This is a genomic window from Floridaenema flaviceps BLCC-F50 (assembly GCF_041929275.2).
Lineage (GTDB): Bacteria > Cyanobacteriota > Cyanobacteriia > Cyanobacteriales > Aerosakkonemataceae > Floridanema > Floridanema flaviceps.
Window position 1 is genome coordinate 1,436,774 of record NZ_JBHFNR020000001.1, and the last position, 26,948, is coordinate 1,463,721.

The 26,948-nt window shown below is 41.1% G+C and carries 26 protein-coding genes and 2 pseudogenes; 9 read left to right on the forward strand and 19 right to left on the reverse strand.

Translation table 11 applies throughout. From position 1 onward, the window contains the following. Positions 1-49: 49 nt before the first annotated feature. Both ACE1CI_RS06830 and ACE1CI_RS06835 read right to left on the reverse strand, forming a co-directional pair. Positions 50-1,264, reverse strand: a complete 1,215-nt coding sequence (locus ACE1CI_RS06830; protein ID WP_413265389.1) for a DUF790 family protein — start codon at positions 1,262-1,264, stop codon at positions 50-52. Beyond that, positions 1,194-2,822 carry a DEAD/DEAH box helicase family protein gene (locus ACE1CI_RS06835; protein WP_496615286.1) on the reverse strand — a complete coding sequence of 543 codons (1,629 nt, stop codon included), beginning with the start codon at positions 2,820-2,822 and terminating at the stop codon, positions 1,194-1,196. Before ACE1CI_RS06835 ends, ACE1CI_RS06830 begins: the two co-directional genes overlap by 71 nt. Before the next feature lie 108 nt (positions 2,823-2,930). Between ACE1CI_RS06835 and ACE1CI_RS06840 the strand changes: the two genes are divergently transcribed. Next, positions 2,931-3,341, forward strand: a complete 411-nt coding sequence (locus ACE1CI_RS06840) for a hypothetical protein (protein WP_413265387.1) — start codon at positions 2,931-2,933, stop codon at positions 3,339-3,341. On the opposite strand, the gene ACE1CI_RS06845 is transcribed toward ACE1CI_RS06840, so the two are convergent. After that, the gene (locus ACE1CI_RS06845; protein WP_413265386.1) at positions 3,328-3,498 is read right to left on the reverse strand and encodes a hypothetical protein; all 171 of its coding nucleotides are present in this window, start codon (positions 3,496-3,498) and stop codon (positions 3,328-3,330) included. The genes ACE1CI_RS06840 and ACE1CI_RS06845 overlap by 14 nt on opposite strands. Before the next feature lie 83 nt (positions 3,499-3,581). Between ACE1CI_RS06845 and ACE1CI_RS06850 the strand changes: the two genes are divergently transcribed. Next, complete coding sequence (locus tag ACE1CI_RS06850; protein ID WP_413265385.1) at positions 3,582-4,361, forward strand: ABC transporter ATP-binding protein; 780 nt, start codon at positions 3,582-3,584, stop codon at positions 4,359-4,361. 202 nt (positions 4,362-4,563) lie between these two features. Here the strand turns inward: ACE1CI_RS06850 and ACE1CI_RS06855 are convergent, their stop codons facing one another. From ACE1CI_RS06855 to ACE1CI_RS06865, 3 genes are all read right to left on the reverse strand, one after another. Further along, the gene (locus ACE1CI_RS06855) at positions 4,564-4,818 is read right to left on the reverse strand and encodes a hypothetical protein (protein WP_413265384.1); all 255 of its coding nucleotides are present in this window, start codon (positions 4,816-4,818) and stop codon (positions 4,564-4,566) included. Between the two features lie 198 nt (positions 4,819-5,016). Continuing rightward, positions 5,017-5,625 (reverse strand): DUF1802 family protein, encoded by a 609-nt coding sequence (locus tag ACE1CI_RS06860; RefSeq protein ID WP_413265383.1) that lies wholly within the window; start codon positions 5,623-5,625, stop codon positions 5,017-5,019. A 32-nt stretch (positions 5,626-5,657) separates the two neighbouring features. After that, on the reverse strand, positions 5,658-5,954 hold the full coding sequence (locus ACE1CI_RS06865; RefSeq protein ID WP_413265382.1) for a hypothetical protein: 297 nt from the start codon (positions 5,952-5,954) through the stop codon (positions 5,658-5,660). Between the two features lie 170 nt (positions 5,955-6,124). Here ACE1CI_RS06865 and ACE1CI_RS06870 point away from each other — a divergent pair. Next, positions 6,125-6,610: pseudogene (locus ACE1CI_RS06870) on the forward strand (aldo/keto reductase); the annotation flags it as partial. Positions 6,611-6,748: 138 nt separating this feature from the next. Here ACE1CI_RS06870 and ACE1CI_RS06875 read toward each other — a convergent pair. Then, positions 6,749-7,108: an endonuclease/exonuclease/phosphatase family protein gene (locus ACE1CI_RS06875; protein ID WP_413265381.1), complete on the reverse strand. Its 360-nt coding sequence runs from the start codon at positions 7,106-7,108 to the stop codon at positions 6,749-6,751. A 99-nt stretch (positions 7,109-7,207) separates the two neighbouring features. After that, complete coding sequence (gene lipB, locus ACE1CI_RS06880) at positions 7,208-7,912, reverse strand: lipoyl(octanoyl) transferase LipB (protein WP_459564083.1); 705 nt, start codon at positions 7,910-7,912, stop codon at positions 7,208-7,210. A 515-nt stretch (positions 7,913-8,427) separates the two neighbouring features. Here lipB and hpf point away from each other — a divergent pair. Next, the gene (gene hpf / locus ACE1CI_RS06885; protein WP_413265380.1) at positions 8,428-9,069 is read left to right on the forward strand and encodes a ribosome hibernation-promoting factor, HPF/YfiA family; all 642 of its coding nucleotides are present in this window, start codon (positions 8,428-8,430) and stop codon (positions 9,067-9,069) included. 208 nt (positions 9,070-9,277) lie between these two features. Here hpf and ACE1CI_RS06890 read toward each other — a convergent pair whose 3' ends face one another. The 7 genes from ACE1CI_RS06890 to ACE1CI_RS06920 all read right to left on the reverse strand — a co-directional run bounded on the left by ACE1CI_RS06890 (position 9,278) and on the right by ACE1CI_RS06920 (position 17,277). Continuing rightward, complete coding sequence (locus tag ACE1CI_RS06890; RefSeq protein WP_413265379.1) at positions 9,278-10,432, reverse strand: glycosyltransferase family 4 protein; 1,155 nt, start codon at positions 10,430-10,432, stop codon at positions 9,278-9,280. A gap of 183 nt (positions 10,433-10,615) precedes the next feature. Further along, on the reverse strand, positions 10,616-12,268 hold the full coding sequence (locus tag ACE1CI_RS06895) for an MFS transporter (protein ID WP_413265378.1): 1,653 nt from the start codon (positions 12,266-12,268) through the stop codon (positions 10,616-10,618). A gap of 6 nt (positions 12,269-12,274) precedes the next feature. After that, entirely contained in the window at positions 12,275-13,195 is a 921-nt protein-coding gene (recO, locus tag ACE1CI_RS06900; RefSeq protein ID WP_496615287.1) for a DNA repair protein RecO, read from the reverse strand. A gap of 316 nt (positions 13,196-13,511) precedes the next feature. Continuing rightward, the gene (gene deoC, locus ACE1CI_RS06905; protein ID WP_496615288.1) at positions 13,512-14,192 is read right to left on the reverse strand and encodes a deoxyribose-phosphate aldolase; all 681 of its coding nucleotides are present in this window, start codon (positions 14,190-14,192) and stop codon (positions 13,512-13,514) included. A 419-nt stretch (positions 14,193-14,611) separates the two neighbouring features. Then, positions 14,612-15,931, reverse strand: a complete 1,320-nt coding sequence (locus ACE1CI_RS06910; RefSeq protein WP_413261729.1) for a DNA cytosine methyltransferase — start codon at positions 15,929-15,931, stop codon at positions 14,612-14,614. Positions 15,932-16,280: 349 nt separating this feature from the next. After that, entirely contained in the window at positions 16,281-17,105 is an 825-nt protein-coding gene (locus tag ACE1CI_RS06915; RefSeq protein ID WP_496615289.1) for a metal ABC transporter solute-binding protein, Zn/Mn family, read from the reverse strand. 37 nt (positions 17,106-17,142) lie between these two features. Further along, positions 17,143-17,277 carry a hypothetical protein gene (locus ACE1CI_RS06920; RefSeq protein WP_496615290.1) on the reverse strand — a complete coding sequence of 45 codons (135 nt, stop codon included), beginning with the start codon at positions 17,275-17,277 and terminating at the stop codon, positions 17,143-17,145. An 89-nt stretch (positions 17,278-17,366) separates the two neighbouring features. On the opposite strand from ACE1CI_RS06920, the gene ACE1CI_RS06925 reads away from it, so the two are divergent. From ACE1CI_RS06925 to ACE1CI_RS06935, 3 genes are read left to right on the forward strand one after another with little or no spacing between them, the layout of a single operon-like run. Next, positions 17,367-18,164: a metal ABC transporter ATP-binding protein gene (locus ACE1CI_RS06925; protein WP_413261727.1), complete on the forward strand. Its 798-nt coding sequence runs from the start codon at positions 17,367-17,369 to the stop codon at positions 18,162-18,164. A gap of 52 nt (positions 18,165-18,216) precedes the next feature. Then, the gene (locus ACE1CI_RS06930) at positions 18,217-19,104 is read left to right on the forward strand and encodes a metal ABC transporter permease (RefSeq protein WP_413261726.1); all 888 of its coding nucleotides are present in this window, start codon (positions 18,217-18,219) and stop codon (positions 19,102-19,104) included. Positions 19,105-19,135: 31 nt separating this feature from the next. After that, positions 19,136-20,119 (forward strand): alpha/beta hydrolase family protein, encoded by a 984-nt coding sequence (locus ACE1CI_RS06935; RefSeq protein WP_413261725.1) that lies wholly within the window; start codon positions 19,136-19,138, stop codon positions 20,117-20,119. Positions 20,120-20,231: 112 nt separating this feature from the next. Here ACE1CI_RS06935 and ACE1CI_RS06940 read toward each other — a convergent pair whose 3' ends face one another. The 3 genes from ACE1CI_RS06940 to ACE1CI_RS06950 form a co-directional block, all read right to left on the reverse strand. After that, positions 20,232-20,537, reverse strand: a complete 306-nt coding sequence (locus ACE1CI_RS06940; protein ID WP_413261724.1) for a type II toxin-antitoxin system RelE/ParE family toxin — start codon at positions 20,535-20,537, stop codon at positions 20,232-20,234. Continuing rightward, entirely contained in the window at positions 20,534-20,764 is a 231-nt protein-coding gene (locus tag ACE1CI_RS06945) for an addiction module protein (protein WP_413261723.1), read from the reverse strand. Before ACE1CI_RS06945 ends, ACE1CI_RS06940 begins: the two co-directional genes overlap by 4 nt. A 224-nt stretch (positions 20,765-20,988) precedes the next feature. Next, positions 20,989-21,390 carry a hypothetical protein gene (locus ACE1CI_RS06950; RefSeq protein ID WP_413261722.1) on the reverse strand — a complete coding sequence of 134 codons (402 nt, stop codon included), beginning with the start codon at positions 21,388-21,390 and terminating at the stop codon, positions 20,989-20,991. Positions 21,391-21,839: 449 nt separating this feature from the next. Here ACE1CI_RS06950 and ACE1CI_RS06955 point away from each other — a divergent pair, with 449 nt between their 5' ends. Both ACE1CI_RS06955 and ACE1CI_RS06960 read left to right on the forward strand, forming a co-directional pair. Continuing rightward, positions 21,840-22,769: a CHAT domain-containing protein gene (locus tag ACE1CI_RS06955; protein ID WP_413261721.1), complete on the forward strand. Its 930-nt coding sequence runs from the start codon at positions 21,840-21,842 to the stop codon at positions 22,767-22,769. 17 nt (positions 22,770-22,786) lie between these two features. Beyond that, positions 22,787-23,797, forward strand: coding sequence for a hypothetical protein (locus ACE1CI_RS06960; RefSeq protein ID WP_413261720.1), 1,011 nt, complete (start codon positions 22,787-22,789; stop codon positions 23,795-23,797). A 119-nt stretch (positions 23,798-23,916) separates the two neighbouring features. Here the strand turns inward: ACE1CI_RS06960 and ACE1CI_RS06965 are convergent. Continuing rightward, a pseudogene (locus ACE1CI_RS06965) lies at positions 23,917-26,673 on the reverse strand (bifunctional acetate--CoA ligase family protein/GNAT family N-acetyltransferase). Positions 26,674-26,948 lie beyond the last annotated feature (275 nt).

The following is a 26,948-nucleotide window of genomic DNA, read 5'->3' on the forward strand; positions in this document are numbered from 1 at the left end:
CGAGAAATAGAGGCTCCGCCTCGTGGTGCTCTTATCTCAGTTATGCAATTTATTCTAAAACTTCTAACACTGCTTTGGGTGAAAGTTTATCTTTAAACCAAACAATTTTTGCTGGGGTATTACTGACTTTAACTCCGGCTTTTTCTAAATTCAATCTTTCGGAAACTGCCAAAATTAAATTGTCACATTCAGCTTTTCTAGCTTGAGCAAATTTCTTTTGTAAATATTCTGGTCGCCAGTAACCAACTATTTCTAATAAATAACTTCTACCATCAGGATGAACTAAGCGAAAATCGGGAATCATCACACTTCCGGGAATGGGAATTAAGTCAACTTCTCGTTCTAAAACCCAATCAGTTTTTAGGGAATCCCAACGATTAGCAAAACCAGCTTCTAACATACTATCGTAAGGTTTTCCGGGTGGATAATGAGTGACTAAACCGCAATCAGAATTGAGTGTAAATCTGCCAATTTTTTCCTTTCCGCTGTAGATATCTCTTGTTTGTAATGTAGCGCTGAGACTCCATTTTGTGACGTGCAAAAGTGCGGGGATTAGTTTTGCGATCGCCAATCCATATCTCGTGCTAGCCTTAAATAAACTAGTTGGCCCATCAATAGTAATAGTAAAACCGTGATCGGCATCACCTTCAATATAAGCCATTAATTGAAACAATTTTAAATAGCGAAACAGCAGTTTATACTCACCGGGAACATTACGATGAGCATTAATTGTAATCTGACTGGCGCGATAAAAAACTCCCTGAACTTGCGAGATATTATAACGATGTATGATATCTTCTGGTGCTGGAGGATCGAACTGAGTTAAAATGCGATTTTCCTGTAAATCTGCATACAAACCAGTGCGAATTTGTTGGGAAGAAACCTCTTTATTTAACTCCTGAGTTAGTTGATCTGCCAAATTATTCAACACCCTTTGAGATGCCAAAGGATTAGGAATTGATTGTGCAGATAAACTAAAAACTCGCTGACGTAATTCCTGCGGTTCCAAAGGACTAACAATTTCAAAAGTAGAGAAACTACTCTTCAACAAATGAGCAAAACCCCGCTTTAAACGATAATCTGGACTATCACCTTCCATCTCCAAAAGCTGCTTATCCAACTCACCTTGACTTTGACCCAAATTCTCTTCAAAACAACTAATTATATCCGTCGCAATCTCCAAATTCTGATCGTCAATCTTCAGGCGTTTCGGGATGATCGACTCCCCATTTTGGCGATGAATCAGCAACTCGCTTGGTAACATTTTTCTTCCTAGATTTTCGACTTTCCTTAGAATAACTTATCTCTGAATTTCCCTGCTTCTTAACCGAATCATCAACCCCAACCTCCGCCGACTCAGCAACCTTATAAATCGGTTCAGAAGGCAAAAGTTCCAACTGAACAAACTTCTCCTTTTTCTCCTCTCTGCGTTCTCTGCGTCTCTGCGGTTCAAATTCCTCTCCCTTTCTCCGCTGCGAAACCCTTTCCTCACTCGTATCTTCCGTCACCACCTCATATAAAATTGCCCGCTTATTATTATCACCACCCTTACGCAAAATTCGCCCCAATCTTTGAATATATTCCCTTGGCGAAGCAGTACCAGAAAGTATAATAGCAATACTCGCAGCTGGAACATCAACACCCTCATTTAAAACATGAGAAACCACCAAACTTTTATATACTCCCTGCTTAAAATTGGTAAGAATTTCGTGTCTTTCCTTAATTGGAGTTTGGTGAGTAATTGCCGGAATTAAAAACTCTTGAGAAATGCGATAAACTGTGGCATTATCTGTAGTAAATATCAAAATTCGTTCCGGGAAATGTTCGGCTAATAAATCAGCCAAAACGCGAATTTTTCCCTCTGTTCCGATCGCAATTTCCCTCGCTTCTCTATGGGCTAACATAGCACGTCTTCCGGCTGGCGATCGCGCACTCACCATCACAAATCTTTGCCAACCTTCCAAACCTGCCAATTGAATTTTTTCCGCCTTCAAAAAGTCATTGCGAATTTTAATTAATTCATTATATCTTTCCCTTTCCTGTTGCGATAACTTGACTTTTATCGGAATAATTTGATGGTCAGCAAGTGCTTTACCCGCCAATTCTTCAGGAGTTTTACGGTAAACTTCTGCGCCAATTAAAATGTCTAATTCCTTATGTTTGCCATCAGTTCTTTCGGGAGTTGCGGAAAGTCCTAAGCGGTAGGGTGCGATCGCAAATTCCGCAATCACCCGATAAAATTCCGTTGGTAAATGATGGCACTCATCAAAAATTAACAAAGCATAGCGATTTCCTAAACTTTCGGCATTAATTGCTGCACTATCATAAGTAGCTACTAAAATTTGGGTTTTATCCCTCGATCCACCTCCCAATAAACCAACTTCCGCATCAGGAAAAGCTGCTATTAAATGTGCGTACCATTGGTGCATTAAATCCAAAGTTGGAACTACAATTAATGTGCTGCGTGGCGTAGCTTGCATTGCTAATTGCGCCAAATAAGTTTTTCCCGCAGCAGTTGGTAGCACCACAACTCCTTGTCTTCCTGCTAATTTCCAAGCCATTAAAGCTTCACTTTGATGAGGGTAAGGTTCCATTTCTAAACTCGGAACTAATTGCAAAGGTACAAATTCTTTTGCCTCATCAATAAAGTCAATTTTTTCTGCTTGTAAAGCTTCTACCAAAGGACGGTAATGAATAGCCGGAATGCGAAATTTTTCTACTCTGTCATCCCAAGTGGCGAACTCCACCCAGCTTTTGCCTCTCGGTGGTGGATGCAGAATTAAGGTGCCGCGATCGAAAGTTAAAGTAGGAGTACGAGGCATTGATTATCTAATACAGTGATTCCCCTCGTTAATTTTAGGTGTTTAGTGGCAATTTGTAACTAGTTTTGTCTGTGTTACCCTTTTATTTGTAATAGTTCAAATATTTCTATGGCTTTATCCAAGGATATGCTTTCTGATAGCAGTAGTCACAGTGATTTTTTTAACTTTACTATTACTGTGAAAAGAATTCTCGAACTTTTGGATTTAGAAGCAGAAGATGATTATGGAGTTTTGCAGCCAACAGACTACGCTTTTAAGACAGTAATGAATTTAGTTTTAGAAACTTATGAAATCATGGGTAATAACTTTCCTAAAGCTTGGGTTTATACAGATGAATTCGGCGGAATTACTCTCGAATGGTCTAACCGAAATAAAGATTGTGCTATTCACTTATTCTGTCCCGCAACTTCTGATAAAAAAGCTCACATTTATCATCAAAAAGATAACGATTATGCTGTAGATTATGAGGTTTCATCATCAAGATTAATCTATTGGTTAAACTGGTTTAACGAAGCATGACAGAATCATGTACTGGAAAATTCAAAGGCGATCGTTCTTTCTTTGTTTCCGGCTTCTCTGTCTTGATATTTTCATCAATCACCAATACGACTTGATGTTCTCCGGGTGTAATATCTGGCGGTAATTGCAGCGTAACTTTGCCATCTGCTGGTAGCAATAGTAGTAATAGTTTTCACGATCGCTTCTCCTAACTGTACATTTCAAATATAGTAAAATTATTCCTTAAATTGAGGATTACTCATGGTACAGAATAACGAAATTGCTGTTGAATTTCACGATGTCGCTTATTTACTTAACGAGCGACCTTTAGTATCTAACCTCAATTTCACAGTCCAACGGGGAGAAATTTTGGTATTACTGGGACGTAGTGGTTGTGGGAAAACTACCACTATGAAATTAATTAATCGGTTGCTGACTCCTAGTAGTGGGGAAGTAAGGGTAGAGGGAATTTCTACTACTGAATGGAACCCGATTAAATTGCGGCGCAGTATTGGTTACGTAATTCAAGAAACTGGTTTATTTCCCCATTTTACAATTGCTCAAAATGTGGGATTAGTGCCTAGTTTGGAGGGTTGGAACCGCGATCGCATTTCCCAAAGAGTCAATCAACTTTTACAACTTGTCGGACTCGACCCCAAACAATTTGCCCACAGATATCCTGATGAATTATCAGGCGGTCAACGTCAGCGAGTTGGTGTAGCCCGTGCCCTCGCAGCTGACCCCCCATTATTATTAATGGATGAACCTTTCGGCGCACTCGATCCCATTACTAGAATTGAAATTCAAAAAGAGTTTCGTCAACTACAAAAACAGTTAGGTAAAACTGTCGTTTTTGTCACCCATGACATTCAAGAAGCTTTTCTATTAGCATCAAGAATTGGCTTAATGGAATCAGGAAAAATGTTATTAATTGATACTGCTTCCGAGTTTGTCAAATCCGAACAAGAAGAAGTGAAACAATTTTTACAATGTTTACCTTTTTTCAATCAATCTAAATCTGAAAATTCTGATACTATTTAAAGCGATCGCAAATCCTCTATGACCCAAAAATCAATATGAAAAAACTGGACTTCATACTACTTTGCGTGCTTGGATTTAGTTTAGTAATGTTAATTGCCACCTATACGGGTTAATTAAAAATTAACAAGGCAAAAGAAAAAACCTCCTCTTAATTACTTTTGCCTTCTGCCTAAATCCTGAAATCTCTTGGAAACATTCAGATTTAGGCTACCTCTGCATCGGGATTTACAAATCTAACTTGCTGTGCTTCAGAGGTGGGTACTAACATCCAACCTGCTCTGAATAACTTCTGATATGTCGCCCAACCTTTGGAACCCCCTGGTTCCCGATAATCAGGAACAGAAAATTGCGGAAAAGCTGTATATGGTCGCCAATTTTCATGAGATGCAGTCCGCAAATGTAAAACTTTATTGCCGCCTGTACCAATTCCAGGCAACCAGCACATCTGTCCAGCCATAATAATCTCCTTTACTTTCAATTGTGGGAGGTGAAGCTGTAAGCAGGCTGTGTGAGGATGCGCTCCTTAGCTTCTGGTTCCAGCTACCCTACCTTATCTTGTGTAATTTGTCAACTATCGTGGCATAATTTTCCTTTGTACAACATCACCCTTAGTGGGTAACTTTACTCTTCTGCCAGTATCCGCCGAAAGAAATAATTAATTCTTAGGCTGATTCAGTATGTGAGAGGCTGAAGGATTGGCGATTAAGTTGCGAATTACACTTGTGCGTTTATTGTATTCAGTATCAGTTAGTACTGGTGTAGCATTGGCAACAGAAATCTCTTCCTTAAGATCGATCCAAGATTTGCAACCACCGTATTCTGCACAGTAAGGTATTTCTTGAGGTTGACTGAGTTTGTAAGTGCGTAAAAGTAAAAGGTATATTGGCTGACTTGGCTTCCATTTTAAGCGATCGCTCACAAATTGCTCATTCCAAACATGGAACGGCAACAGCGCTTTAATACTAGGTTCAAAACTAACCATGAAAATATCAGTAATTTTTGCCCAAGCGCCAATCCGAATAGTTTCTGGATGCCAACCTGATGGTACTGGTGTTACTACATCGGCATATTCCGGCTTTAACAAATCAGGCTGTTGATGTTCAAAAGTTGGGTAAAGCAACACTTCATTATGGGCAACCTTAAAATGATTCCCTTCTTCCCGAATTCCACCTTTACGAAGCAATAAAATAGTTCTTCCCGCTTCTAAAGCATCAACAGCAACCGCCCATTCTTTCAACGCATGATTAATTGTTGTTAATTCCATTGAAATTTTATCCCATTGCAGCTAAGGCTATTCTAGCGACTGTAAATAATTTTCCACGCCGCATAAATTACGCCTCCCACAATCACAAAACCCAGCATCATAGAAACAAAAGATACCACCGTAGTTAGTACCCAAACTCCTGCTAATGCTACCGCAGAAAAGGCGATCGCTTTACCCATTCGCCCCATTTTTTCTAATCTTCCAGGGGATTTTTTACCCGATGACTCAGCAGTTACAGGTATAGTTGGATTCTGGCGATCGAGTTCCGTTTCAATTTCTCTGAGTCGCCGTTCTATATTGTCTTCGGGGGAATTGTTTTTATAATTCATCTAAAATATCACCCTATCTTTGCTTACAGACCAATAACTTTACTAATCTAGCTTGATTCAGCCAACAGACAGTTACTCTCAACCTTGTCAAGGTATAGCATTTCACTGTTGAGACGGCAAGAACATTAAGTAATAAAATTAGTCATAATTGGATAAAATTGGAGATAATCATGGAAAAAAGAAAGTTAGGGTTATCTGATATTGAAATTACGCCCATTCTCATGGGAACTTGGCAAGCTGGCAAAAATATGTGGGTGGGAGTTGAAGATGCGGAAACAGTTAAAGCTATTCGATCGGCTTTTGAAGCAGGAATTACTACAATTGATACTGCCGAAGTCTACGGTAACGGACACTCGGAACAGATAGTAGCACAAGCTTTATCAGACGTGCGAGAGCAAGTAGTTTATGCCACAAAAGTTTTCGCCAATCATCTTAAGTACGATCGATTGATTGAGGCTTGCGATCAATCTTTGCAAAACCTCAAAACTGATTATATCGACCTTTACCAAATTCATTGGCCCTCTGGTTCTTTTAACAGTGAAATCGTCCCCATTGAAGAAACAATGAGGGCATTGAATGACTTGAAACAACAAGGAAAAATTCGCGCCATAGGTGTTTCCAATTTCTCTTGCGCCCAACTAGAAGAAGCTGCCCAATAAGGGACTGGGGACAAGGGGACAAGGGGACAAGGGGACAAGGGGACAAGGGGAAGATCATTGAATTAACTCTTCAACTCTCCCTACCTCCCCACCTCCTTACCCCCCCACTTCTTCCCAGTCCCCAGTCCCTAGTCCCTAGTCCCCAATCCCTAACCCCCGATTGTTATATAAAACATTAGATTGAAAAACTCGTAATTGTCCGGTTGTGTTTTCCGTTGCGATCGCACTTTGAGGCAAATACCAAGGAACAATTTCCATTAAGTTCAATAAAATACAACCAAGGCTAATCACCAACCAAAGCTTGTTTTGCCCTAACAAAAAAAAGAAAAATGTACAAAATCCTATGACCAAATATTGTAATTTAAAATGGGCAGTCAGATCTAAAATAAAGTTAAACTTGCCCAAATATCCAGTAATACTAAATATGGTAATCAAAACAGTTACCAGAATAAAGCTACCAGAAATAAAATCCTTAAATTTATATTTGTCAATCATATTTCCGGCTAATTAATTACCAATATAGTTTGTTGTAGCGACTTTAGTCGTACATTACTCGCATAGTAGAACTGAAGTTCTCACAACGAACCTAGTTTATTACAAGTGATTTATTTCTGCTTCCACTAGCTTAACTCCAAAGACTTCAGCAAAAGCGATCGCCACCCTTCCCCGCACCTCCTCTACACTAATATCAGGAATAAATTGGGCTAAACTGCCCACAGGTTTATCAACAATTCCACAAGGTACAATCTTGGTAAAACCAGTCAAATCAGGACAAACATTTAAAGCAAAACCGTGCATTGTAATCCAGCGACTTACTTTAACACCGATCGCTGCCACTTTGCATCCCTCCAGCCAAACTCCTGTATAACCCGGAAGTCTTTCCCCTGGCAAATCATAACTCGCCAACACCCGAATTAACACCTCCTCCAATTGGCGCAAATACCAATGTAAATCTTGGTGGTAATGTCGCAAATTCAAAATCGGATAACCAACCAGCTGACCTGGACAATGATATGTTACCTCACCGCCGCGCTCAATGCGGTACACCTGATAATCGCTATTGTCAAGGTCAAATTTAACAAACTCTGTTTTTGCCCCTGTCCCCAATGTGTAAACTGGGTAATGCTCCAACAAAATTAACAAATCTTCTAAATTTGGTTGTTCCCGACGTTCTGCAACTAGCGATCGCTGCCATTCCCAGGCAACTTGATAATCCACTAATCCCCGATCAAATAGCCAACAAAAACGAGGCTTTCCTTTAATATCCAAGGCAAACATTTCATTATTACTCGAAGTCATTACCAAAATCAAGACCAAATTGAGCAAATTTCCCAAAAAAGTCTGACAATTAAATCAAGAAATGTCAACAGATGCAAAAGATTTTAAACTTAAGGCAAATTAGTATGTACTCCAGAATACAAAGTGCTACTGTTTTATGTAGAAGGACTTTTGAAATAGGAGGAAGCCTAATCAAAGTAAAAATGCCCATTTACAAGAGCTCAGCTAAGTTGATAAATTGATAAGCAAAACTTTGAGTCTCAAGGTGGGCGAGGTAAGATAGCGCCCTGTAGCAGAGAATGTAGGCGCTTCACATACCAAAAAACAGATTTTTAGGCGATTAACCCCGAAAAAATTCGGCAATATATCCAGCTGATCTCTAGATAACAGATATCAGCATTTTCGCACCTAAAAACAGATAAAAAATTTCCATTTGGAAAGTAGGAATCTCTGAACTAACTTTCCTTCTACCCAAAGATAGATGCAGGCGAAAGGTAAGCCTGTACAGCATAAAGAATTAAGCGGGAGAATGTGGTATGAAGCTCGTTATTCACGGCAAAAACATTGAGATCACAGATGCAATTCGTGAGTATGTACATCAAAAATTGGAAAAAGCCGCAAGTCATTATCTAAATGTAACAAATGAGATTGACGTACATCTTTCAGTAGCCCGCAATCCTCGAATTAACGAAAGACAGATTGCTGAAGTTACAGTTTATGCGAACGGTACAGTAATCCGTGCAGAAGAAGGTAGCGAAACTCTATATGCAAGCATTGATTTAGTCGCTGATAAAATTGCCCGTAAACTGCGAAAATACAAAGAGAAACGCCTAGATAAGAAAACCCAAACTAAAACAGTTGAAGTTGTAGAACAGCAGCCAGTTACATCGGATTTAATTGGCGATCGCACTCCCGAACTACCAAGCCAAGTAGTGCGTACCAAATACTTTGCCATGCCCCCAATGACGATCGACGAAGCATTGGAACAGTTGCAATTAGTAGATCACGACTTCTATATGTTCTGCAATGCAGAAACAGGAGAAATCAACGTTATCTACGAACGCAATCACGGTGGCTACGGCGTAATTCAACCCCGCCGCAATAACGGTCATACTGGACATAAAAACGGCAAAACTGCCCACAGCACCCCCGTTACCGAAAAGACACAAGCCAAGTAAGAAGAAGTGGGGAGGTGGGGAGGTAGGGGGGTGGGGGGAGTTTCTAGTTCTAGATCTTTCCCCATGCCCCCATCCCCCAGAGCTAATTCATGTTCGGAGGAGAAAATAATTTGGTCGGGATTGAGATATACCTTGCGATTCTTCCAAAGGAAGAATCATCAAGAATCTCTTTCCCCCCATCCCCCCATCCCCCCATCTCCCCATTCCCTCAAGCGCGACGCTTCATTGGAAAAACGGGCTTTTCTAACACTTGTTGATAAAGTTCTTCCAATTGCAGGATGTTGCGACCCAGAGTGTATCGTTCGACGATTCTGGCTCTGGCATTTCGACCTAAACTAGAGGTGAAATCTTTGTGGTCGCGCAACAGGGGTAACACAGTTTGTAACTCAGTTTTAACTCGCTGCGGGTTAACAACTATGCCAGCGCCTCCTTCTAAAACTTCGCCATCTGCGCCGACATCTGTGGCGACACAAGCTACACCACAAGACATCGCTTCCAACAGAGATAGGGAAAGACCTTCAGCTAAGGAAGGGAGAATGAATACATCTGAGCCTCGCAGGATGTCGATTCGGCGCTGTTCATCTGCGACAAATCCCAACCAGATAATGCCAGATTCCGAATCATAAAATGGCTCTAAAGATGTCCTTAAAGGCCCATCGCCCACTATCAGTAATTTGCAATCTGGCCCCATATTTGCTTTTTGCCAAGCCCTAAGTAAAGCTTCGACATTTTTTTCCGGGGCAATTCGGCCTTGATAAACAAAAATACGTCTAGCATTAAACTGAGATTTCAGGTGAGAAGTTCCGGGGGAGTACTTCGTTTCATCCACTCCGTTAGGAATTACAGCTACCTGTGAAGGGGAAACTCCCATACGGGCGAGTAATTCCCGTTGTACCTCAGAAAATACAATTACGCGATCGTAGTTTGCTAAGAAAGGTGAATATAGCTGATAAGCCAGATATTGAGTTCCCGATTTCAGTTTGTCTCCTTTCCGGGCATAAGGAGTATGGAAAGTTGCCACTAAGGGCAAATTTAGCTCCTGACAGATTTCTGGAAGTAAAAAATCTAAAGGAGACAGTGTAAGAGATGCGTGTACTATGTCCGGTCGCAAATCCCGCAGGGATTCAATCAAAATTTTTCTTGATTGTAATGTGGGGATAGTGTAAACCTGGGACTTGTATAAAAAGGGCAGGGAAACTTCTCGATATTGCGGCCATTTGTCTGAGTCGGATTCTTCTTCTGCAAAGTGCAGGAAACTAATCTTATGCTTACCCATTAAAGCATTAGTAATTTCCCGACTGTAGGTGACGTTGCCGCAAAAGGGTGTTTTTTTTCCCAACCAAGCGATGTGAAGCTGACTCATTCAGGTTTTGCCAACTGCTAATTGCCACTAGCTAACTACGACATTTGTTAACTCAAAAGTCAAGAGTTTGTGAGGGATGACCTCTGGCATTCTGACTTGTGAACTTTGGTAGTTGGTAGTTGGTAGTTGGTAGTTGGAAAAACCCATTACCTATTACCCATTACCTATTACCATCAGACGTTGTTAGCACTCTTTGTTAAATTGTGTGTTTGTGTGAGAGCTAGTACGGCAACTATACCAGGTAAATAGACCTCCTGCGATCGCAGCGGCAGCCAAAGTCAGAAAAACAGCTTTTAAACCAAAAAAGGTTTCTGCCACACCAGCTAAAGCCAAAGGTAAACTCATGGCAATATTAATGGCGTTGTTCTGCAATCCAAACACTTTACCACGCATTTCTGGGGGAGTTTCCTTCTGAATTGTGGTTTGCATTGGTACAGCTACCAAAGCGCCAAAGGTTCCCATAATCATCACTAGTAATAACACCAGCCACAAATCATGGGGAAGTAAAGCTAATCCAGTTAAAGCTGCTGCAACTCCCAGCGAACCGAATAAACTCAAAACTGTGTGGGATAATCTTTGACCGAAGTGCCCCAACAGTGCGGAACCTAATCCAATCCCTACTCCGCCTGCTGACATTAAAAAGCCGAACTGGGAAGGTTTCAAGCCAGGAATTAATTCGGCAAGGCGCACTGCTAAAACTGAGAGGGCGGCAAATACAGAGAATAAAATAATTAATTGTAAAAGGGCGCTCTTGACTCGCTTTTCATGGCTGAGGTAACGCCATCCTTCCTGTAAATCTGCGAGAACGTGGGGTGCTTCGTGGTCTTGGGGGTTGACTTTTTCGTGGGTTTTCATCCAGATTAGCAGTAGACCTGCGATCGCATAAGACCCACCAACCAACAACTCTTTCCCAATATTTCCTTCGCCACCCAAGTTTAACCATATAGTATCAGCCAGTGCTAACAGTGGTTCCCCCACTGCAAAACCAATCACCACCAGCGCCATCATTGTTGTAGTGTAAAGCGAGTTCGCTGATAGTAAATGGCGACGTTCGACAATCATGGGAATGGCGGCTTGTTCTGCGGGGGCAAAAAACTGGGTTAGTGTAGAAACCAGGAAAGTCACCAGTAACAAAATGCAAAAACCTGCTGGCAAACTAGCTAGAGGCATCCAATCGTGAGATAACCAAAGCAAGGGGGGTAAAGCCAGCACCAAGACACCGCGAAACAGATTGGTGGATACTAATACTGTACGCTTCGACCAGCGATCGACAAATACACCCGCCAAAGAACTAAACAACACAGCGGGAATCGTAAAAGCCATCATAATCGCTGACACCCAAGCACTGATTGTCTGACTCCCAACTTGAAATTGAGTATCAATCAGCGCAATCATCAGCACCAAATAAACCTTATCCGCCAGCTGGGAAAAAACTTGACCACTCCAAAGCGCCAAAAAATTACGATTTTTCAGAACTGGAATAAAACCAACAGTTGATTCTTCCTCTTCCTCGATTTCCGTAGTTTTTGGCGCAACTTGAGCCTCAGTCACCGCCACAGCATTACCCGGAGAAACTGACGGAATCAAACCATTATTTCCCGGAGCCACAATTTGCTGATTAGAATTTAAGGATTTACCAGAAGTAGGAATTAGAGTTTCCGATGCTAAGAAGTCTTTTAAGTCTCCCTTTTTTTGCATCTGAGTCTCTTCTTTCCCATTCTGAGATTTCCCATTTCCATTTTGCTGTTCCAGCTTACCCGATTGGGGTTTCGCCTGGGACGAAGGAGCGTGAGTTGGCATTATCAGTGTTTCTCTATCAGAATCAAACCATTCCATGATTTATCAACAGGAAGTGGACAGGGAGTTTAAATAAGTATCCATTAAAACAGCCGATCGAATCAGCCGTCCAAAATGATATTGACTGTACTGGCGTAAAACCTTTTCTACAGATAGCCAGTTAGGTTGTCCAAAAAAACCGTCATCTCCATTTTCGGCAGCTGGCGGTAGTTCAGGATTCGCTAACTGCTGAAATAGGGATAATTCGCTAGCTGAAAGTTGAGCATCTATTTTGGGAATCTCCTTTTGTTCAATAAAAGCTGTAGGAACATGAGAATCTTTGAATTTTGAATTTTGAATTTTGAATTTTGAATTTTCTCTGCCTTCTGCCCTAGCCCTCGCTAACGCCAGTAAATTGACTATACCTCCAGCAGAGTTACTAAAACCGACTCGCCATTCAGAGGTGCGCCAGTCTGGTGCCAGAGGTTGCCCAGTTAGGCAACAAAGGCGAACTTGGGGGGCTATTCCAGCCAGAGCTAAAGTATGAAATACCGCATGAGCAAGATACGCTAAGACAATTAAAGACCGATTTACGGTATTTTTAGGGATTTGCTCAATGCGTCTCAGGTGTTCTGTCAATAAACAAAACAGTTCTTCTTGGGGTTGTTCGCTCAAGGCGTGACAGAGTACTAGTTCTGCTAGGTATTGACTAGCTGAGAGTTTCAGCAGATTATCACCTAACTTAGGGTAGGTTTCTACAGTTTCCGCTTGAGTTATTTTATCTAGCGATCGCCCCGATGCAATCAATAATTCATTTACCACAAATAACTCACTCCTACCACCTAGCTTTGAGTGATGCTTCCGCGCCCCAGGTGCTACTGCCTGAATTAAGCCAAACTCCCTTGTCAAAATTGTCAACAAGCGGTCTGTCTCACCCAAAGGCATACTTTTAAGATTTATACCAGTTGCTTTATACGTTCTACTCATCAAATCTAGGGATTAGGGACTAGGGACTGGGGACTGGGGACTGGGGACTGGGGACTGGGGACAAGAGGACAAGGGGACTGGGGACAAGAGGACAAGGGGACTGGGGACTGGGGACTGGGGACTGGGGACTGGGGACAAGAGGACAAGGGGACAAGGGGACAAGGGAAGTTTTGAGTTCTGAGTTTTGAGTTTTGAGTTAGGGAGAGAGTTTGGAGAGTTTTGAGTTTGGAATTCTCCTCTCCTGGAGTCCCTCTGCCCCTCTGCCCCTCTGCCCCTCTGCCCCTCTGCCCCTCTGCCCCTCTGCCCCTCTGCCCCTCTATTCCTCTTCTTCCAGGTTATCGCGTTGCCGGAGCAAATCGACACCGCGAGAAGTACCCAAGCGAGTTGCTCCTGCCATAATTAGGTCAACTGCTTGTTCTAAAGTACGAATGCCCCCTGATGCTTTAATGCCCACACTACCTTTGGTGATTTCTTTGAGCAGTCTGACATCTGCAACTGTGGCACCAGCGTACCACCCTGTACTTGTTTTCAAGTATGCTGCCCCGGCATCCATACAGACCTCTGCCGATAGTCGTTTTTCCGTCTCTGTCAATAGTGCGGTTTCTAAAATTACCTTGACTACTTGACCTGTTTCTTCACAAATCTCGGCAATTTCTCGGTGGACTGCCTCTGTTTTACCACTTTTTAGCCATCCGAGATTAATTACCACATCTAATTCAGTAGCGCCATTTTCTACTGCTTCTTGCGCTTCGTAGAGCTTGACTGCGGATGTGGTAGCACCCGAAGGAAAACCAATAACTGTACAAACTTTGGGCGCTTTGTTCTGAAGCAGTTCCGCTGCTAAACGCACATGAGTAGGATAAACACAAACTGCTGCAAAGTTATATCTTTCTGCTTCTTCACACCACTGCTGTACTTGCTCTCTTGTGGCGGTGGGATTTAGCAGTGCATGGTCGATAAATGGCGCAATGTCAATTTCTGGTTCAACTCTCGCCATCTCTGTTTTCCCCTGACTATCCTTCGGTTCACTTCTATCACAAAATTGGAGCAGAGGGGCAGAGGGGCAGAGGAGCAGAGGGGCAGAGGGGCAGAGGGGCAGAGGGGCAGAGGGGCAGAGGGGCAGAGGGGCAGAGGGGCAGAGGGGCAGAGGGGCAGAGGGGCAGAGGGGCAGATTTAAAGGTTTTTCCGCAATTTTACCAATATAAAAATTAAATCTCTACCAGCTTAAAGGCTCTCAGAAAGGCAGAAGAAATTTTAAGTTTTTAAAGGCGAGTTTAGCAGTTAAATCTGTACTCAGAACAGAGAACTTAACAACAAAAGCCACTCTTCCAGCATTTTGACTTTTCTCCCCCCTGCCCCCCTGCCCCTCTGCCCCTCTGCCCCTCTGCCCCTCTGCCCCTCTGCCCCCCTGCCTTCTTACGCTGAGGCGGGTTGCAGTTTTTTGTAATCTCGCTTTCTTGGTTCTACAATACGAGGATTGACTTGGTATTTTTCAGCTGCTTGGGTCATGGTTAATTCTAGTAATTTTTCATCTCCTAATTGTTGTTTTTTTGTAGGTTTAATTGGGTCAGTTCCTAAAGCTTGAATGATTTGGGATGCGATCGCCTTTGCCAATAAAGGCGGTACGGAATTTCCTACTTGTCTAAAACCATGCCATTTTGTGGAATGAAACCGGAACCAATCAGGGTAAGAATGCAATCTCGCTGCTTCTCTCACTGTAATACACCTGGGACTAAACGGGTGAATTGGGCGAGGTGATGTAAAAGCACCTTGATTACTGGGTGTTCCGGCTCTTAATGTGTTACAAATTCCTTCGGGATGCAATTTATAAAAACGGCTAACTGGTTCAATTTTGCCGTGATTTGTTTTTTCAAATCTTTGCATTGCTTCTTCCGAATGTTTGGTACGCAAACTTGCAGTAATGATTGTAGAATCGAATTCTCTAAGATAGCTGTAATTATCCTCTTCTACTATTAAGCTGCGAAGTTTAGCGGCATATTCGCTGGGAATACCGTACTTAGCAACTACCCAATCTTGAGTTAGTAATTCTGGGTGATTTTGCACTTCTGGTAAATCTCCGATCGCGTCCCAAACTGTGGCAACTAAAGGTAAGGTTGAAGTAGTAGTTTGTTTAGTTTTTCCGGCTCGTTTGGAGTTGGTTGCGGTGATTGGTTGAGGATATTTCGGTAAGGGTAATCCGGGGCGACAACCTAACAGGAATACTCGCGATCGCGCTTGTGGTACTCCATAATGAGCCGCATTAAGAACTTGGTAATTTTCTGTTATTTGATAGCCATTCGCTTGAAATTCTTGAATAATTTCTCCGAGCAAGTCTTGGTGTTTCCCTATAGTCAAACCTCGGACATTTTCTAAAACAAAATATTTAGGCTTAAGTTCTAATACTAATCTCACGAACTGTTTCAACAAGGCATTGCGCGGATCTCCTAAATCTCGTTTACCAATCAAAGAAAATCCTTGACAAGGAGAACCACCAAATACTACGTCTATTTCGCGATCGCCAATTTGCGAAAGCTCTCTAATTTCTGCGCCAGTTATGTTATTAATATCCCGGCATATAGTAGTCCAAAAAGGAAAGTTATATTCGTGTGTGGCGCAATGAATTGGATCGATTTCTACAGCAGCTAATACATCGAATCCTGCTTGTTCAAAACCAAGCGTCATTCCACCAGCACCCGCAAATAAATCCACACCAACAGGTCGTTTTTTGCTATTCATGCCATATTCTGCTCAATTTTTTATGCCCAAGAATAAGCTGCACATCAACTTAATTCTTCGGATAGCTAACCCATTATTCGGAATAATACAGCAAAATCTCTGGCGATAGCTGATTTTTTCCCGTCAAGTTACAAGAGGTATACTTTAATGTGTGTTTCTGTAATCTATTCAGGAAATTTTGTTACTTAAAGTCAGGTAAACGGCTGATATTAATCCGCATAAATACTCTAAGTTAATTCTGGCACAAACAGGCGGCTATGCGGCTTCAAGGGTAAATTTTATGATAATGATTAGCTGGACTTTATAGGTCAGCATTTGGGTGCAGAGATGGATAAAATGCGATCGCTGATTACGACTGAATTTTCTGATTAGGTTGAAATGGTGTATACTTTCCACCTAAAGCTTCGACGATCGCTTTAGTATTAGCAACCATCATCTTAATATAAGTGTCTCCATCGCTACCCGCTGCACCAATTGAATCAGAGTAAAGTTGCTTCGGTGCTAATTTAACTCCCGCTTCCTGCGCTACAGTTTTAATCAAAGCTGGATTAATTGTGGTTTCAGCAAAAATCGCTGGTACAGCTGATTTTTTTAGAGAGTCCACTAATTTTTTAACAGTTTGAGCACTGGGTTGTTCTTCCGTACTAATCCCAATTAAAGTGCCAAAAATAGCCAGCCCATACCCACGACCATAATATTGAAAAGCATCGTGGCTGGTGACTAATTTACGTTTATCTGCCGGAATAGTGTTAATCTGTTGAGCAATCCAAACATCCAACTGTTGTAATTCTTGGGTTAATTTTTGGGCATTTTTAGTAAACTTTTCTTTATCTTCTGGTGATAATGCAATCAAAGCGTCGCGAATTGCATTTACCATTTGAATTACATTTTTTACATTACCCCAAACGTGAGGATCTGGGACTACTTCCCCTTGACCTTTGTCCAATTGTAAGGGTTTGACTACCTCCCCCGCTGCCAATTTTCGCGCCTGAATACCGGAAGCATTCATTAATTTAATTAATCCCGGTTCTAAGTTATAGCCGTTGTAAACTATTAATTTGGCTTTTTCTAACGCCACACTGTCAGCGGGAACTGGTTCATAAACGTGAGGATCTGCACCTGGTTGTAAAATTCCTTTTAACTGAATTTCGTCTCCCCCTACTTCTGCTGTCAAGTCCGCGAGGATGGTGCTAGTCGCGACAACATTGGGTTTACCGTTTGTCTGTGTCTGGGGCTTGGGGGTTACAACTCAATAAGCCAAAAGCTAGGAAGGACAAGGAAAGGGCTAAAGCTGTGGTGGAAAACTTAACCTGCGTCCGGTTAGCGGTATGAATAATTAGTGCCATTTATCTTTTGTATTCAATCCTTTTATAGATGTTTTCATAATTGTCTCATTTTTATACTATGCTCAGATAAGTACGATCGGATCGAGATTATGAAAACTATTAGCTTACCCACCGATGAACATTGGACGCAGCAAGTTTGCCAGATTAGGGATATTCCCAGGATTACGGTTAATCGCTTAGGGGTCAAGTATCGCACGGTAGAGGCGTTGCGCGACGTTAGTTTTACCTTGAATTGTGGTAGAGTGGCAGGAATTATTGGCCCTAATGGAGCGGGAAAGAGTACCCTGTTAAAAGGGATGTTGGGGTTAATTCCGGTTAGTAGTGGTACAGCAATATATCAAAACCAACCTTTGATGGATCAGTTGGCGAAAGTTGCTTATGTACCGCAGCGATCGCAAATTGATTGGACTTATCCTGCTACAGTTTGGGATGTAGTAATGATGGGTAGAGTCAGAAAAACCGGATGGTTTCGCCGCTTTTCCAATGTGAGTCGTCAAGTTGCCCAAACCGCATTAGAAAGAGTGGGAATGAGTGCGTTTCGCGATCGCCCGATCGGACAACTTTCCGGCGGACAACAACAAAGGGTATTCTTAGCTAGGGCGTTAGCGCAAGAAGCCGAAATTTTCTGTTTTGATGAACCCTTTGCTGGCATAGATCAAAAAACTGAAGCTGTCATATTTGAAATTTTCCGCGAACTAGCTAACGAAGGCAAAATTGTCTTAGTGGTTAATCATGATTTAGGCGAATCTATCACTCATTTTGATGATTTGATTTTATTAAACCAAGAATTAATTGCCGCAGGTTCTAGAGAAAAAGTATTTACCCAAGAAAACCTTTATCGCGCTTATGGTGGACAAGTAATTTTCTTCCAAGGAAAAGCAGCTTAAGCTCTTTCCTTTGCGTTCTTTGCGTCCTTTGCGGTTTAATAATAAATAATCTATGCTGGAAGCGTTAATCGAACCATTGCAATATAGCTTCATGCAACGATCGCTAATTATCGCCATATTAGTTGGCTTAATTTGTGCGGTTGTTGGCAGTTATTTAATGGTACAAAGACTAGCTTTGCTAGGAGATGCTATTAGTCATTCGGTGTTACCGGGGTTAGCGATCGCTTTCATGTTAGGTGCGAATATTTTCATTGGCGCTTTTATTGCGGGAGTGATTAGTACGATGGCGATCGCATTTATAAAAACTCGATCGCCCATCAAAGAAGATGCCGCAATGGGCATAGTATTCTCCGCCTTTTTCGCCCTTGGTATAACCTTAATTACCATCATCCAAAAAAGCAACAAAATCGACCTAAATCACTTTTTGTTCGGTAATATATTAGGAGTCACATTTGACGAAGTTTGGGACACCGCAATTATTGCCGCAATCATCTTATTCGTAGTAGGATTAATTTACAAAGAACTACTTTTTTACACCTTCGATCCTTTAGGCGCACAAGCAGCGGGTTTACCAGTTAATATCCTCAACTTTGGTTTAATGCTACTCATCGCTTTAACCATAGTTGCCAGCATGAAAGCAGTCGGAGTAATTCTAGTTTTAGCATTATTAATTACTCCAGGTGCCACAGCATATTTATTAGTAAAACGCTTACATCAAGTAATGATTTTAGGTGCAGGAATTGGGATTTTTTCCAGTATTTCGGGAATGTATCTCAGCTACTTTTATAATTTACCTTCCGGCCCTGCCATTGTCTTAGTCGCATCAGGATTTTTTATCTTAGCATTACTCTTTAGTCCCAATTACGGCATCTTCACTCAGAAAGGGTTAAACTTGGGACAATCATCGTTGTGGCGAGAATTAAAGCAATTATTTCGGTAAAATTCCTCGAAAATTTAAAATCTAAAATCCCATGACTGTTCGTGCTTTTTTTCGATCGACAAAAGTCAAAACTGCTACCTCACCTTACGACACAATTCATCTTAAAGTATTCTATCCCGCCCAGATATCGGGGAGTGACTTAGAAAAAACTCAGGTTATCATTCCAGCAGACTCAGAAAAAGCGCCATTTCCAGTAGTCATTTTCTTTGGAGGAGTCAACTGTGGGCTGGAAAATTACCAGTGGTTAGCAGTTAAACTAGCAGAAAGAGGAATAGTAGTTGTCACCTTTGCTTGGGTAGCAGAAAATTTCCCAGGAACTATCGCTTTAACTCCCGGAGTTGATACTAAAATATTAGCATCTAACACTTACGGTACTGCACCAACTGCCACAGCTTTACCTGCTTTATTAGCTGAATTAGAAAGCTTACAAACCGAAGGATTACTAGCAGGAATGTTAAACTTACAACAGGTAATTTTAGGTGGTCATTCTGCTGGTGGAAGAGTCGCTTTAGAAAATGCTAAACCGGAATTTTTTCCGCAAGTTGCTGCATCTTTTGCTTATGCTGCCCATAGTGCTGCCCCAATAATGTTAGGTTTTCCGGCAGATACTTTTTTACCCCTACCTTCAGCATTACCAATGTTGTTAATAGGTGGCACTTGCGATGGTGTGATTACTAATAGCAGGCACATTTATGGTATTAAAGAAGATAGTCCTACAAGGTCATTGATACGGACTTTCCGGGAAGCAATTACTGCAAATCGAAATGATGCCTATTTAATCATAATTGAAGGAGCAAATCATTATTCAATTGTTTATCCTCAAGACCCTACTACGGACAGGGCATTTTTAGATTTTCTCACTACCCAACCGCAAGAAAATATCCGCTCTTTAATTGAAGAATCAATTTCTTTGTTTATTGATGCTCATGTTAGCCAACAACCAAAAGCATTAGCAGCACTTGATAAAATGAAAAATGAATTGCACCCTTTAATTGCCTCTTTTGAGCGTAAATGAGCGATCGATGAAATTTAGGGTAGTCAGTTTCACCTAATTTTGTTTTACAAATTTGTTAAAAGCGTTTTTTGTTTGAGAAAGTAACCCTAAAACTGGAATTAAAAATAATTTACTAAATTTCAATATTTCTTTGTTTCCAATAATTCGGTTTACGCTTACCATGTGCGATCGCAATAATCCAAATCACTTCTTCAAGCTCCGTATAAAAAATCTGATACGGAAAACGTTGAATAGCATAACGACGTATTCCTTCTATCTTGTGTGGAGTTCCTAAATTCGGGTTTTGCTGAATTTTCCGAATAACTTTTTCCACTTCAGACAGTAAATCTAGTCCCAAGCCTGCTGTTTGAGCTTCATAGTAAGCTATTGCAGCATCAAGCTCCTTTCGAGCTTCAGTGTGAATAACAATAAACTTCACGAATACTTTTCTCGTAACTCAGAAAAAACTTGAGATGATGGTTCTCCAATAGCTGTTTTGCGATTAATATCTTCCAACCTTTGGGTTAATTCCACATCCCAAGCAGTTTCTAGATTATCATCTATACCCTCTTCAAGAGAATGAATTAAAAAGTATGCAATTTCAGCCCGCTCTTTTGCAGAAAGCTGAGAAAGTTCGAGTTTAAGTTTTTCCGCAGTTTCACTCATGCTTTAGAGTCTCCCCAACAATTCTAATTACAGACTCAACTATCCGATCTTAAATGGTTTACGAGTATATTGCGATCGCATCCAAAAACCCACATAACCTTACAACAGAGCGCTCCCCCTATTACATAATATAAGCACGTAAATCATTTTAAAGAATTGCCACGTTTGAGCGCAAATGAAAGACCGATAAAATTTAGGCTAGATCAGTTTCACCTAATTTTGTTTTACAATTTATTAAAAGCGCTTTTTGTTGGAGAAAGTAACCCAAAAACTGCGATTAAACCTAACCCTAATACCATCGAAGATTCGGGTATTCTTCTCGGTGTTTGGGCAGTAGAATCGTAGATTACAGCACTATAGCCTGAACCTGTAGCTGACGATCTGGCTGTATCTGAAAAGGAATAATTTACAGTACCAGTACGCAGAGATGCTGCGACAGAGGAGGAGTTTGCTAAAGCTACGCTCTTTATTTGTTCAGTTGCAGTTCCCTCAGTTGTTATATTTGTTAGCGTTGGTTGGTATGCAGCATTATCAATAAAGCTTGCTGCATTAGCATTTGCGGTAGTGGCAAGAATAGCAGTAAATATACTACCCGTAGTTATCGCAGATAAGACTGTTGCTTTCATTACCTTATCACCCTTCAACTCGCTTAAAGTATAATTCAGTTTTTTTGAATCTTCTTTAAAGATTCGATGAAGCCAAGCAAAAAATATGGCTGTAATGCTTGTTTTATAAGGATTTTAGGGTTTTATATTTTTTACGTAACTTCCGAGATGTGGAAACTACTGTTATAAGTAATATTTGTTTGACAAGGAAAATGTCCAGCTTGATGTGATTTGAAACTTTTTGACCGGATTAAACAAGAAACTTCCAAGGCACTCTACCAAAGAGTGCTTTTACTTTTTAAGTAGTGTTTTTCCGGAATCACTCTTTTGACAGATGTATATTCCGAAAGAATTACGTGCTAGTACGTAACCAATTTAGACAAATGCAAATATCATTACTCGTCTGGCAACTGGTTTTCCCAGTTGAGAGAGAAATCTTGTCAATTTATATAACTGGAGTCTAGTACAGGATGCAAACCATCTTAATTTTGACAGCAAATCCTCAAGGCACTTCACAACTACGTTTAGATCAGGAGGTGCGAGATATTGAACAAGGATTAGAGCGGGCAAAACAACGCGATCGATTCGTTGTCAAGTCAATCTTGGCAGTGCGACCAAGAGATATTCAGCGGGCTATGCTGGATCTAAATCCTTCTATAGTTCATTTTTCTGGGCATGGAACAGGGGATGAGGGTTTAGTATTTGAAGATGAAACAGGTTCGGCAAAGCTAGTTGATGGAGAAGCTTTAGCGGGACTGTTTGAACTGTTTGCAGAGCAAGTTGAGTGTGTTGTTCTTAACGGTTGTTTTTCGGAAGTGCAAGCAGAGGCAATCCGTCAACACATTAATTATGTGATTGGGATGAAAAAGGCGATCGGAGATCGAGCAGCAATTGAATTTGCTGTGGCTTTTTACGATGCTCTAGGAGCAGGACGCACTGTTGAGTTTGCCCACAAATTAGGTTGCGCTGCCATTCGTTTGGCAGGTATTCCAGAGCAACTAACCCCGATTCTTAAGAAGAAGCCAAATATTGGTGAGACGGTTGTGATGAATTTGCCCCAAGAGCAGCTTTCAATCCCGAACGAACCTGTGTCTGAGGCATCTCAGGAACTAAATGACTCTGACAGAGAAATACTTACAGACCTTTTAATACGTAGCGGGCGTGCAGGATATTCGACACGAAAAGCACTTTGTATAAAAATTGGAATTGAACCAAATTACCTGGAATTTTTAAGACAATCAACTGATGCTGACTTTGCCTTAGAGCTTATTAACTATTTACATACTACCGATGATAAACAAGCTCTTTGTAAAATCTGCAAGGAACTTGAAGTTGTGTTTAAAAGAGGGAAGTACGCGGCTGATTTGGAAAATATTAAGTCAAAACTGAATTGTAAGTAATCTGGTAAGTTAAATATATGTCACAATATTTAAACCAAGATGAAATTCTCCGTCTAGCAGATCTATTAGTTAGGAGCCAGAAAGTAGAAGCACGAAAAGCACTATGTAGAAAAATTGGAATAGAACCAAATCAACTTGCGTTTATATCGGATCAGACAGATGAAAGTTTCGCTATTAATCTGATTAGCTACTTAAATGAAGTAGGGAATACAACAGCTATTTGTCAACTTTGTTGTCAGGAACTAAGACCTATTTTTCAGAGAGGACAACATGAATTGATTTTAAAAGAAATTGCAATAAAACTTAATTGCAAGTCTCAGTTTTTTTCACGATATAGTCCAAGCGAACCAACAGATTTAAATGAAAATTCTCTGCCTACTTCAGGTGTTAAATCACTGTTTGATAAAATAGTCAAAGCTAAAAATAAATTAATTACAGGTGGTATAATTATTCTACTTGTGTTAGCCGCAGGATATCCAACGTATGAATATCTTAAACAGCCATCTCAATTAGTCGAAGTTCAGATGCTAAAACAGAAAGCGGCACTTGCTGTGTCTGAAATTGAGGGGAATATAGGAGAGTATAAAGAAGGAGTAATACCAGTAAAACCTACAAAGGTCAACCTTATTAATTTTATTGTTGAAGCTCAATTTGATAACCCCTATGATGGTGCAACTAATAATTGGACTTATGGTTTCGCATTTCAAGAAAATACAAGTAATCAGCTTAACGATCCTCAACGCAAATCCTTTGATTTATGGGTTAGTTCAATGAAAAAAGAATGGCGTTTCGGTACTACTAGTAGCGGCAAGTTACCAAATCTTAATCTCTCAGATAAAAACTCAAATACATTAACTTTAATCGTTAAGGATAAAAAAGCTACATTTTTTGTAAATGATAGGTACATTGAAACATTTGATGTTTCAGAGTTCAAAAATAAAGGAGATGTTTTTTTATTAGCAAAAGACGGGATAAGTGGAAAATTGGTTCAATATAGAAACCTCAGAGTTTGGTCGCTAGATAACTAATGCTCATAATGATATCAGAGGAAGCTGGAATAAGACTGGCGATAAGGAAATAAACAAAAAACGCGAAGAATTATCTGAAAAGTTCTCCGCGTTTGTTAATTCTTGATGCCGTGATTCTTTTACAAATCAAGAATCATTTTCACCATTGGTTCACCCAAAATACGTTCTGCCCGGAAACCTAATTTTTGACTTATGCGTTGCATTGCCATATTATCAGTGAGGATATCGGCAGTAACTCGACTTAAGTTTTCATCACGGGCTATTTGCAATAGTCGCCGCAGAAATTCTGTACCTAAACCTTTATGTTGATATTTGTCAGCAATTAACATGGAAAATTCGGCTTCTTCGGTACCATGTAATTTACTTAATCTGCCGATACCAATAATTTGGGTTTGTCCAGTTTCGGGGTTATTGTATTCTGCTACTAATGCCATTTGGCGATCGTAATCAATAAAACACATCCGCGACAATCTTTCGTGAGTCGTTCGCTGACTAAGTTTTACTAAATGTGCGTAACGCAGATAAACCGACTCTTCGGAAACCATTCTATGATAATCGACCACCAAAGGTTCATCTTCGGGACGGATAGGACGAATGGTAACTTCTGTACCATCTTTCATTGTCCAAGGTGTAACATATTGGGTGGGATAAGGTCGAATGGCTGGTTTTGGCAGTTTATCTTCGCTAATTTCTCTTTCTTCGTGCAGAACTACGCGAGCGTCAAGGGCAATTAATCTATCTGGTGAAGCAAGTAGCGGGTTAATGTCAATTTCCTTAATCCAAGGTTGTTCGACTACTAACAAGCTAAATTGTACTAATAACTGTTCGAGTTTTGCTAAGTCAACTGGTGGACGACCGCGAACTCCTTTCAGGGCAGTGTAGATTTTGGTTTGTTCCATCATCCGCCTTGCTAAGGTAGAATTCAAAGGCGGTAATGCCAAAGCACGGTCTTTGAAAACTTCTACTAGTTGTCCGCCTGTACCGAACAGTAGCACGGGGCCAAATTGTGGGTCTACACTACTACCAATGATAATTTCGTAACCTTCGAGGTTTAGCATTGGTTGTACGGTTACGCCTAAGAAGTGTTCTGCACCAACTTTTTCGGCTACTGATGTTTGAATACCATGATAAGCACCTCTAACTGTTTCGGCATCTTTTAGTAATAACCTGACTCCCCCCACGTCTGTTTTGTGAGTAATGGTTTCGGAATATAGTTTGAGAACTACTGGATAACCAATTTTTTCGGCAAGACTAACTGCTTCTTCTTCAGTGGTGGCTATTTCTGTGGGAACTGTGGGAATGTTGTAACTGGCGAGTAGTTGTTTAGATTCGTATTCGGTGAGGATGGTTCTACCAGTTTGTTTGACTGAGTTTATGATTGATTTTGCTAAGATACGATCGCACGCCTTTTCCCCACAATTGTCTGGTAATATCGGAGTCTCATATATACCCCGCAAATTATAACTGTACCGCCACATCAAGTTAAATACATGAGCCGCTGTGTCGGGATAGGGAAAAGTGTAAATACTGGCGCGGTTGAGAATAGCTTCCCCTGCGGCGACTTCTTCGCCACCCATCCAACTAGCAAAAATTGGTTTGCCCTTAACAGGAGTTGTCTTCAGTTGTTCTACCACATCCTGGGCTGTTTTTGTCGGGTCAGACATAGCTTGAGGTGTGAGAACTATCAACATTCCATCACTGTTAGGGTCTTTTAGCGCTATTTCTAGAGATTTGCTGTACCGTTCTGGGTCTGCATCTCCTAAAATATCGATCGGGTTGTGAGTACTAGCTGATGCTGGCAATATTGGTTTGAGTTTCTCAACTGTTTCCGAAGAAAGTTCCGCCAGTTCTCCCCCACCTGTAATTAAAGCATCAGTGGCTCATACTCCGGGTCCTCCAGCATTAGTGAGAATAGTTAAGCGTTTGCCTTTGGGACGTGGTTGTTTGGCTAAAACTTCTGCCATATTAAACAAGTCGTCAATGGTGTTGACTCGCAATACTCCACTGCGACGGAATGCGGCGTTTAATACTTCATCGCTACCTGTAAGTGAACCAGTGTGAGAGGCGGCAGCAATGGCTGCGGCTTCAGTTTGTCCGACTTTAATCACTATAATTGGTTTACTTAAGGCAACTTCTCTAGCTGCGGAAAGGAACGATCGCGCATCGCCGATCGACTCCATATATATTACGATGCTCTCAGTATGGGGGTCATCGCCTAAATAATAAATTAAGTCGCCCCAACCTACATCTAGCATGGAACCAATGGAAACGAAGGCACTAAAACCAACGTTTTCTTGAAAACTCCAATCTAAAATTCCGGTGCAAAGTGCGCCACTTTGACTGATGAAACCGACGTTTCCCGGCAAAGCCATTTTACTGGCAAAGGTAGCGTTTAATCCCGAAACTGGATTCATTACGCCCAGACAGTTTGGCCCAATAATTCGCATTCTGCCGCGACGGGCTTGTTCGAGGACTTGCCGTTCTAATTCTACTCCCTGTGCGCCAATTTCTTTAAATCCTGCGGAAATTACGATCGCACCCTTAACTCCCGCATCCACGCATTCGCTAATTACTCCTGGTACAGTGGCAGCAGGTGTAACTATTACCGCTAAATCTACTTTTTCGGGAACTTCTCCGATGCTGGGATAAGCTTTAATTCCTAATACGCCGGGACGTTTTGGGTTAACCGGAAAAACTGTACCGCCAAAAGGACTACTAATTAAATTCCACAGTATTGTCCGTCCGACACTGCCTAATTTTTCCGTTGCGCCAATTACGGCAACATTTTTTGGCGCAAAAATAGCATCTAATGGTTGATGTTCATATCTCAACACATCATGTGCTGGGTCGGTAGTTGGTTTTATATAAGTTTGCATTGAGCTTTCCTCTTTATCAACTCATTGTTTTGAGTCGCCGCCTCTTCTCCAATTTAACTATTTTGTTTTACCATTGTCGGTTGGATAGAATACTTTACTAATAAGTTAACAAATCAAATAAAAACGCCACCTTCTAGTAGCGTTAAGTTGGTAAATTATACAATTTTCAAACAGGATTTCTTGAATTTTTAGGGAATTTCTTTAGGTTTGCTGATTAGCTAGTGTTCGGTTTTGTGACGAATTTTCGTAATCGGCTGCAAATTTCACGAGTCCTA